At 69.7% G+C, this 7,749-nt stretch carries 10 protein-coding genes; 3 read left to right on the top strand and 7 right to left on the bottom strand.

Going from position 1 to position 7,749, the window contains the following annotated elements; translation table 11 throughout:
* Positions 1-617 precede the first annotated feature (617 nt).
* From ACZ63D_RS41265 to infC, 4 genes are all read right to left on the bottom strand, one after another.
* Positions 618-1,406 carry a TrmH family RNA methyltransferase gene (locus tag ACZ63D_RS41265; protein ID WP_465359790.1) on the bottom strand — a complete coding sequence of 263 codons (789 nt, stop codon included), beginning with the start codon at positions 1,404-1,406 and terminating at the stop codon, positions 618-620.
* Between the two features lie 11 nt (positions 1,407-1,417).
* Entirely contained in the window at positions 1,418-1,795 is a 378-nt protein-coding gene (gene rplT, locus ACZ63D_RS41260; RefSeq protein WP_009079612.1) for a 50S ribosomal protein L20, read from the bottom strand.
* A 61-nt stretch (positions 1,796-1,856) separates the two neighbouring features.
* Entirely contained in the window at positions 1,857-2,051 is a 195-nt protein-coding gene (gene rpmI / locus ACZ63D_RS41255) for a 50S ribosomal protein L35 (RefSeq protein WP_465359769.1), read from the bottom strand.
* 80 nt (positions 2,052-2,131) lie between these two features.
* Positions 2,132-2,686 carry a translation initiation factor IF-3 gene (infC, locus tag ACZ63D_RS41250; protein ID WP_078561145.1) on the bottom strand — a complete coding sequence of 185 codons (555 nt, stop codon included), beginning with the start codon at positions 2,684-2,686 and terminating at the stop codon, positions 2,132-2,134.
* A gap of 283 nt (positions 2,687-2,969) precedes the next feature.
* On the opposite strand from infC, the gene ACZ63D_RS41245 reads away from it, so the two are divergent.
* The 3 genes from ACZ63D_RS41245 (at position 2,970) to ACZ63D_RS41235 (ending at position 5,612) form a co-directional block, all read left to right on the top strand.
* Positions 2,970-3,329, top strand: a complete 360-nt coding sequence (locus tag ACZ63D_RS41245) for a DUF1844 domain-containing protein (RefSeq protein ID WP_037818165.1) — start codon at positions 2,970-2,972, stop codon at positions 3,327-3,329.
* Between the two features lie 646 nt (positions 3,330-3,975).
* Positions 3,976-4,617 (top strand): GntR family transcriptional regulator, encoded by a 642-nt coding sequence (locus ACZ63D_RS41240; RefSeq protein ID WP_465359768.1) that lies wholly within the window; start codon positions 3,976-3,978, stop codon positions 4,615-4,617.
* Positions 4,614-5,612, top strand: coding sequence for a 1-aminocyclopropane-1-carboxylate deaminase (locus ACZ63D_RS41235; protein ID WP_465359767.1), 999 nt, complete (start codon positions 4,614-4,616; stop codon positions 5,610-5,612). Before ACZ63D_RS41240 ends, ACZ63D_RS41235 begins: the two co-directional genes overlap by 4 nt.
* Before the next feature lie 36 nt (positions 5,613-5,648).
* Here ACZ63D_RS41235 and ACZ63D_RS41230 read toward each other — a convergent pair whose 3' ends face one another.
* Genes ACZ63D_RS41230 through ACZ63D_RS41220 form a run of 3 tightly spaced genes read right to left on the bottom strand, consistent with a single transcriptional unit; the run spans position 5,649 to position 7,728 of the window.
* Positions 5,649-6,032 (bottom strand): RidA family protein, encoded by a 384-nt coding sequence (locus ACZ63D_RS41230; RefSeq protein ID WP_465359789.1) that lies wholly within the window; start codon positions 6,030-6,032, stop codon positions 5,649-5,651.
* A complete protein-coding gene (locus ACZ63D_RS41225; protein ID WP_465359766.1) occupies positions 6,032-6,790 on the bottom strand; it encodes an IclR family transcriptional regulator in 759 nt (252 codons plus the stop codon). The genes ACZ63D_RS41230 and ACZ63D_RS41225 overlap by 1 nt, the downstream gene beginning before the upstream one ends.
* Positions 6,787-7,728, bottom strand: coding sequence for a sugar kinase (locus ACZ63D_RS41220; protein WP_465359788.1), 942 nt, complete (start codon positions 7,726-7,728; stop codon positions 6,787-6,789). Before ACZ63D_RS41220 ends, ACZ63D_RS41225 begins: the two co-directional genes overlap by 4 nt.
* Positions 7,729-7,749: the final 21 nt, after the last annotated feature.

The following is a 7,749-nucleotide window of genomic DNA, read 5'->3' as shown; positions in this document are numbered from 1 at the left end:
GCGGCACCGCCGGAGAGACAACAAGGCATTCGGCACTGCGGCACACCAGGGCGAAACAGCACATGCTTGGCAACGCGACGACAGGCAGCCGCACGGCACCGCCGGAGAGACAACAAGGCATTCGGCACTGCGGCACACCAGGGCGAAACAGCACATGCTTGGCAACGCGACGACAGGCAGCCGCACGGGAACCACCGGAGAGACAACAAGGCATCCCGCACTGCGGCATTCGCGTGACGAAACAGCCCGTGCTTGGCAACGCGACGACAGGGAAGCCGCACGGGAACCACCGGAGAGGCAGCAAGGCATCCCGCACTGCGGCATTCGCGTGACGAAACAGCCCGTGCTTGGCAACGCGACGACGGGGAAGCCGTGCGGGAACCACTCGCGATATGGCGAGGTGCCACACCGGCCGGTTGCTCGCGGGCAGCCAGCAACTACCGGGAACTGGCGAGGCACCCGGTGAGCGGATCGCGGCACGGCGGCCGAAGCAGAACGGCAGAAACGTGACACAGCAGCGCGCCGCATCGCGAGATCACGGCCGCTGGGAACAGAGGCGGCGGGCGGTCAAAAACACCGGGTGCCGATCCGCTGAACGCGCCGGAAATCCCGCGCGGTCAGCGGTGCGCGGCCATCGCCGCGGTATAGACACAGACCGCGGCGGCAGTGGCGAGGTTGAGGCTTTCCGCCTTGCCGTACAACGGGATCCGGACCGCTTCGTCGACCGCAGAGAGGACGTCCTCGGGCAGGCCGTGCGCCTCGTTGCCGAAGATCCACGCCACGGGATCTCCAAAGTGGACAGTCTCCAGCGAGGTCGAGGCGTAGCCGTGCGCGGCGAGCGTGCGGAGGCCAGCTGAGCGCAGCGCCGTGAGGACGGAAGGGATGTCGCGGGCGCGGGCCAGCGGGACGTGGAACGTCGATCCCGCGGCGGCGCGGACGCTCTTTCCGTTGTGCGGGTCGACGGTATCGCCGGCCAGGATCACCGCGTCAGCACCGGCGGCGTCGGCTACGCGGATCACGGTGCCCGCGTTGCCGGGTTCGGCGACGTCGACCAGGACCACCACCAAGCGGGCGGCGGCCAGGACTGTCTCCAGTGGACGGTCGACCAGCGAGCAGACCGCGATGATTCCTTGCGGCGTCACGGTTTCCGACAAGCCCTCGGCCGCGCGGTCGGTGATCAACGACACGCGGGGGGCGGCGGCGACCAGATCGGGGTGTGCGGTGGCGGCGCGTTCGGTCACGAAGAGTTCGTCGACCGTGCCATGCGCCAGAGCCGACGTGACCGCGTTGACCCCTTCGGCCAGGAAGCGGCCGGTTTTTTCTCGTTCCGCGCGCCGGGTCAGTTTGCGCGCGGCAACGACCCGGGGGGTCCGTTCGGTGAACGGAGCCGCCCCGGGCCGGGAAATGCCGCTGCTGGTCAGGCCGACTTCGCTTCGCCGGTCGTGACGTTCGCCTTGGCGAGCTCGGCGAGCGCGGTGAAGGCGGCCGCGTCGTTGACCGCGAGGTCCGCGAGGATCTTGCGGTCCACCTCGACACCGGCGGCCTTCAGGCCCTGGATGAACCGGTTGTAGGTGACGCCGTTGGCGCGAGCGGCCGCGTTGATGCGGGTGATCCACAGCTGGCGGAAGTCACCCTTGCGCGCGCGGCGGTCGCGGTAGGCGTAGTTGAGCGAGTGGAGCGTCTGCTCCTTGGCCTTGCGGTACAGCCGCGAACGCTGGCCGCGGTAACCGCTGGCCAGTTCGAGAGTCGCGCGACGCTTCTTCTGGGCGTTGACCGCCCGCTTGACGCGTGCCACTGGTCCATCCTGTCGAATTAGGGGGCGAAGACCCCGGGGTGGTCGGGAAAGGGTGCGGGCCTCAGCGGCCGAGCAGGCGGTTCACGCGGCCGACGTCGTTCTTGGCGACGTCGGTGGTGCCCTCGAGCCGGCGGGTGAGGCGGTTGGACTTCTTCTCCATCAGGTGGCGGCGGCCGGCCTTCTGGCGACGCAGCTTGCCCGAACCGGTGATGCGGACCCGCTTCGACGTGCCCTTGTGCGTCTTCATCTTCGGCATGGTTGTTCGTCCTCTTCCGTGCGGCGGCACACCGGAGAACCCGGTGTGCCGCTGACTGTGCTGGTCGGCGCCGTGGCGCGCTACGCCTCGGGAGCCGGTTCGGCCTTGGCGGCCTTCGGCTTCACGTTCTTGTGCGGGGCCAGCACCATGATCATGTTGCGTCCGTCCTGCTTCGGCGACGATTCCACGAAGCCGAGCTCGGTGACGTCGTCGGCGAGCTTCTGCAGGAGCCGGAAACCGAGCTCCGGCCGGGACTGCTCGCGACCGCGGAACATGATCGTGACCTTGACCTTGTTGCCCGCCGCCAGGAACCGCGACACGTGACCCTTCTTGGTCTCGTAGTCGTGCTGGTCGATCTTCGGCCGCAGCTTCTGTTCCTTGATGACGGTCAGATGCTGGTTGCGCCGGGAGTCGCGGGCTTTCTGCGCGCTCTCGTACTTGAACTTGCCGAAGTCCATGAGCTTGGCCACGGGCGGGCGGGCCTGCGGGGCCACCTCGACGAGGTCGAGATCCGCCTCCTGTGCAAGCCGCAGCGCATCCTCGATCCGGACGATGCCGACCTGCTCGCCGTTGGGGCCGACGAGCCGGACCTCCGGCACCCGGATGCGGTCGTTGATGCGTGTCTCGGAGCTGATGGGGCCTCCTTGGTCCGAGTGATGTTTTCTCGTTTCGACCTGGTGCCCACATGACTCAGGCCCCGCCTCCGGCTGCTGCCGGTGCACGGGGCCCGCTCTGTCTCCGATCGCGTCCGGCCGGAAAGCCGAACGCTTCGCCTCCGCAGTACGCTGCCTGCACGGCAGTGCACCACTTCGGCGAGACCGGACCCGGACATCTCAGGCGATGACGCGGGTGGGAGCGGGGCTCCACTTGCCGCCCCCGATCGCTCGGGAGCTGGTCGCACATGGAAGGGTACCAGACGTGCCTGAACAACCATCCCCACCGCCCCCGTATTCCCCCGACGACCGCGGGCTCGAGGAGATCCCCAGCGTCGAGGTCATCAGCCGCGCCGCGGTGATGCTGCTGTCCGCGGGAGCCGAACGCCTCGGCCTGGCCGACGCCGACCCGGAGAACTCGCCGCACCGCGACCTCGACGAGGCGCGCCGCCTCATCACCGCCCTCGCCGGGCTCGTGACCGCCTCCGCGGAGTACCTCGGCCTGCACGCCGGTCCCCTGCGCGACGGCTTGCAGTCGCTGCAGAAGGCGTTCCGCGAGGCGTCGGTCGTGCCGGACCCGCCGGGCCAGGGGCCGGGCGAGAAGTACACCGGGCCGGTTTACTGAGCCGGAAGCTCGCGGAAGAGACGCACGAAGACCCGCCTCACGGCATCGCCGGGCGGGTCTTCTCCGTTTCCGGCCTAAGGGCAGGGCGCGATGCCGGAGCACGACGGCCACGCCGGGCGAACACGGAGGTGGCATCAGAGCCGCAGAACTACACCGGGCGGCTATCCGACGACAGCAGAGCCGCGACTTCACACCCCGCGCCCCGCAGCGCGGCCTCACTCGACGCGAACGTGCCGACTCCAAGACAACACGACGCCGCGCCGCACGAACAGGTCAACCGCAACGCGACTCCACGCCGAACGGCTCCGCCGACCGCAGCGCGAACCAAGCCGCAGGAACATGCAGGTCGCAGCAGCGCGACCGAGCGCCCCTGCGGCTGCGGCACCGCACGCCTCCACCCGACGCAAGCACGCCGGATCCAGCACCGCACCCACACGCCGACCGCAGGCAACGCGGCACGAACATGCCGACCACAGCGGGACGGCACGAACATGTGACCGCAGCGGGCGGCGCGACCCCACGCAGCTGACGACCCGACACAGCCCCGGTTCAAACCCGTCCCGGCCGGATCCCAACCTGTCCCCAGCCGGGTCCCGTCATTCCGGACCATTGCCCGCACCGCTTCCCGGCATCTAACATGTTAGATGTGAGTGCACTCCCCAAGGTCTCCCGGCCGCTGCTGCGCGACGAGGCGTACGAGCGCATCCGGCACGCCATCATCGACGGCAGCCTCCCGCCGGGCACTCCCCTGCGCGACGCCGACCTCGCCGAGCAGCTCGGGCTTTCCCGCGCTCCGGTCCGGCAGGCGTTGCTGCGGCTGGCCGAGGACCGGCTGGTCGTGTCGAAGCCGCAGAGTTACACGAGGGTCGCCGAGTTCGTGGCCGACGACGTGCGCGACGCGGTGCGGCTCGTCCGGGCGTTGCATGAGCTGGCCGTGCGCGAAGCCCGGCTCGGGCCGCGGCAGATCGCGGACATGCGGGAGGCCAACGAGCGGTTCCGCGAAGCGGTGGCCGAGGGAGAAGTCGGCAAGGCGATCGAGGCGGACGACGAACTGCACGACATTCCCGTGCGCGCGTGCGGCAACCGGGCGGTCGCGGCGACGCTCGACCGGTACACGCCGTTGCTGCGCCGTCTCGAATACGCGCGGTTCAGCTCACTGCCCGCGCACCGTTCGGTCACCCGGCACGAAGAACTCATCGCCGCTCTGGAAAGCGGCGACGAAACGACCGCCGCGCAGCTCACCTCAACGATTTGGACCGACCTCGAAGCTCTCCTGGAGGACGCGTGAGCCTGGCCGATTTCCCCCGTTTCCCGTTGCTCGTCGGGCCTTCGCCGGTGCACCGGCTGGAGCGGCTGACCGAGCACCTCGGCGGCGCGGCCGTCTGGGCCAAGCGCGAGGACCTCAACTCCGGCCTCGCCTACGGCGGCAACAAAACACGCAAACTGGAGTACCTCGTCGCCGAGGCGCTCGCCAAGGGCGCGGACACGCTCGTCTCGATCGGCGGGGTCCAGTCGAACCACACCCGGCAGGTGGCGGCCGCGGCGGCGCGGGCCGGGATGAAAGCCGTGCTGGTGCAGGAAAGCTGGGTCGACTGGAACGATCCGCTGCACGACAAGGTCGGCAACATCCAGCTGTCGCGAATCCTCGGCGCGGACGTCCGGCTCGTCGACGCCGGGTTCGGCATCGGCTTCAAGGAGAGCTGGGAGCGAGCGCTGGCAGAGGTCGAAGAGAACGGCGGCACGCCGTATGCGATCCCGGCCGGAGCGTCGGATCACCGGCTCGGCGGGCTCGGTTTCGCGAACTGGGTGCTGGAGCTGGAAGAGCAGGAACGCGAACTCGGCGTTTTCTTCGACACTGTCGTGGTGTGTTCGGTCACCGGCAGCACGCAGGCGGGGATGATGGCCGGAGTGGCGGCGAGCGGAAAGCCGCGGCGGCTCCTGGGGATCGACGCGTCGGCGAAGCCCGGGGAGACGCGCGAGCAGATCGGCCGGATCGCGAAGAGCACTGCGGAACTGATCGAGGCCGGACCAGTCGAGGAAACAGAACTCGACGAGCGTTATCACGCGGGCGTTTACGGGATTCCGGACAAGCGGACGCTCGATGCGATCCACGCTGCCGCGCGGCTGGAAGGCATGATCACCGACCCGGTGTACGAGGGCAAATCGATGGCCGGGCTGATCGATCTCGTGCGCACCGGGGAAATCCCGAAGGATTCGAACGTGCTGTACGCGCATCTCGGCGGGCAGCCCGCGATCAACGCGTACACGAGCGTGCTCGGCTGAACCGGGCGCCCGGCCGCGGCCGGGCGCCCGTGCGGCTCAGTCCAGGACGGCGAGCACGTCGATCTCGACCAGGAGCCCGGCGGGCAGCCCGACGTACACCGTGGTGCGGGCCGCGTGCGGAGCCTCGCCGATCAGCTCGTTGTAGACCTCGTTGAACGCGGCGAAGTGGCTGGTGTCGGTGAGGTACACGCGCACCATCACCGCGTCCGCGAAGCTCGAGCCCGCTTCTTCGAGCAGCGCGGTGAGGTTCTTGAACACCTGCCGGGTCTGGCTGGCCACGTTGTCGCCGACGATCTCGCCGGTGGCCGGGTCGAACGCGACCGAGCCGGCGATCTGCAGGATGTTCCCCTTGCGGACGGCCTGCGAGAAGTTCGCCGGCGGCTTCGGCGCGTTCTCGCTGGTGATCGCCGTCTTGCCCATCATTGCCCCTTTCCGTTCCCCGTCCATCCACTGTGGACGGAAGCTTCCTCGGCGGCGGCCAGCAGCTCGGGAACGAGCGCCAGCAGCCCTTCGTAGTCCAGCAGCACCTTCGGCACCGACATCGACGCGGCGGCGAGCACCTCGCCGCCCGCGCCGCGCACCGGCGCGGCAACGCAGTGGATGAAGTCCTCGTGCTCGGCGTTGTCCACCGCGTACCCGCGCTCAGCGACCTGGTCCAGTTCGGCCAGATACGCCTCGGGCGTGGTGATCGTATTGGCAGTGAGCACGACGTAGTCGATCGAGCGGGCGATTTCCTCGCGTTTCGCCCTCGGCATCGCCGCGACGAGCACCTTGCCGACCGCGGTGCAGTGCAGTGGCGCGCGTTTGCCGACCCGCGAGTACATCCGGACCGCGTGGTGTCCCTCGAACTTGTCGATGTACACCACCTCACCGTCCTCATAGGACGCCAGGTGCACGGTGTGCCCGGTGCGCGAGTTCAGCGCGGCCAGCGCGTCGTGCGAGCTGCGCCGGACGTCGCGGTCCTCCAATGCCTGGTTGGCGAGGTCGAAAAGCGCGCTGCCGAGCCGGTAGTGGCGGGTGCCCTCGCGGCGCACGAAGTGGTGCGTTTCGAGGGTGCGCAGCAGCCGCAACACCGTCGTCTTGTGCACGCCGATCTCTTCGGCCAGCTCGTCGAGCGTCTTGCCGCCGCGGGCGAGGCCGCTCAGCAGCGTCAGTGCGCGGTCGAGGCTTTGGCTCACGTGGCCACCACTCCCTCTCCGGTGAGCCGGACCGAACCCCAGCTGTCGGCGTCCGCCTGCACCAGCTGCGTCACGACGGCCTCGGCCAGCGGCACGCCGACGTCGTCTTGAGTCAACAGCGTCGCCGCGGCTTGCAGGTGGCCGCGCCGGAGCCTGGTCAGCGGATCGGCTCCGCGCAGAGTCGCGGCCAGGAATCCGGCGGCGAAAGCGTCCCCGGCGCCGACTGGCTCGACGACATCGACCCGCAAGGCGGGAGAGAACAGCGGTTCGGCCGTGCCTTCCACGAGCGTCGCGCCGCGCTCCCCGTGCTTGACCACGAGCGTGCGCGGCCCGGGCAGAAGAGCGCGCAACCGCACCGGGTCGCCGGTGCCCCACACGCGTTCCGCCTCGTCGTCGCCGGTCAGCACCAGATCGGCCTTCCCGGCCAGTTCGGCGAGCACGGACTGGTCGCGCCCGGTCCACAACGCGGGGCGGTGGTTGACGTCGAACGACACGAGCAGGTCGCCGCGCGGCCGGTCGAGCAGTGCGCGCACGAGCGCGAGGCAGCTGTCCGAAAGCGCGGGCGTGATCCCGGAGAGGTGCAGCACGCGAACCCCGGAGAAGTCCAGCCGGGACACCAGTTCCGGCCCCATCGCGGACGCGGCGGAACCCGAGCGGTAGTAGCGGACCGGACTGCCGCCCGCGCCGCTTTCCTTGACGTACAGGCCGGTCGGGCGGGCCGGGTCGGTCACGACTCCGCGCACGTCCACCCCCGCCGAGGCGATCTCGCGGACGAGCGCGCGGCCGAACGGGTCGTCGCCGACCGCGCTGACCCAGCCGCTGCGCACGCCGAGCGCGGGCAGGTGGCACGCGACGTTCGACTCCGCTCCGCCGATGGTGCGCAGCCAGGTGCGCACCTCGTCCGGCGGGCCGGGTTCGGCGGGCACGAACAACGCCATCGACTCGCCGATGCAGAGCAC

The organism is Amycolatopsis sp. NPDC104775, assembly GCF_055583325.1.
This window is presented reverse-complemented; position numbering and strand designations above follow the sequence as displayed.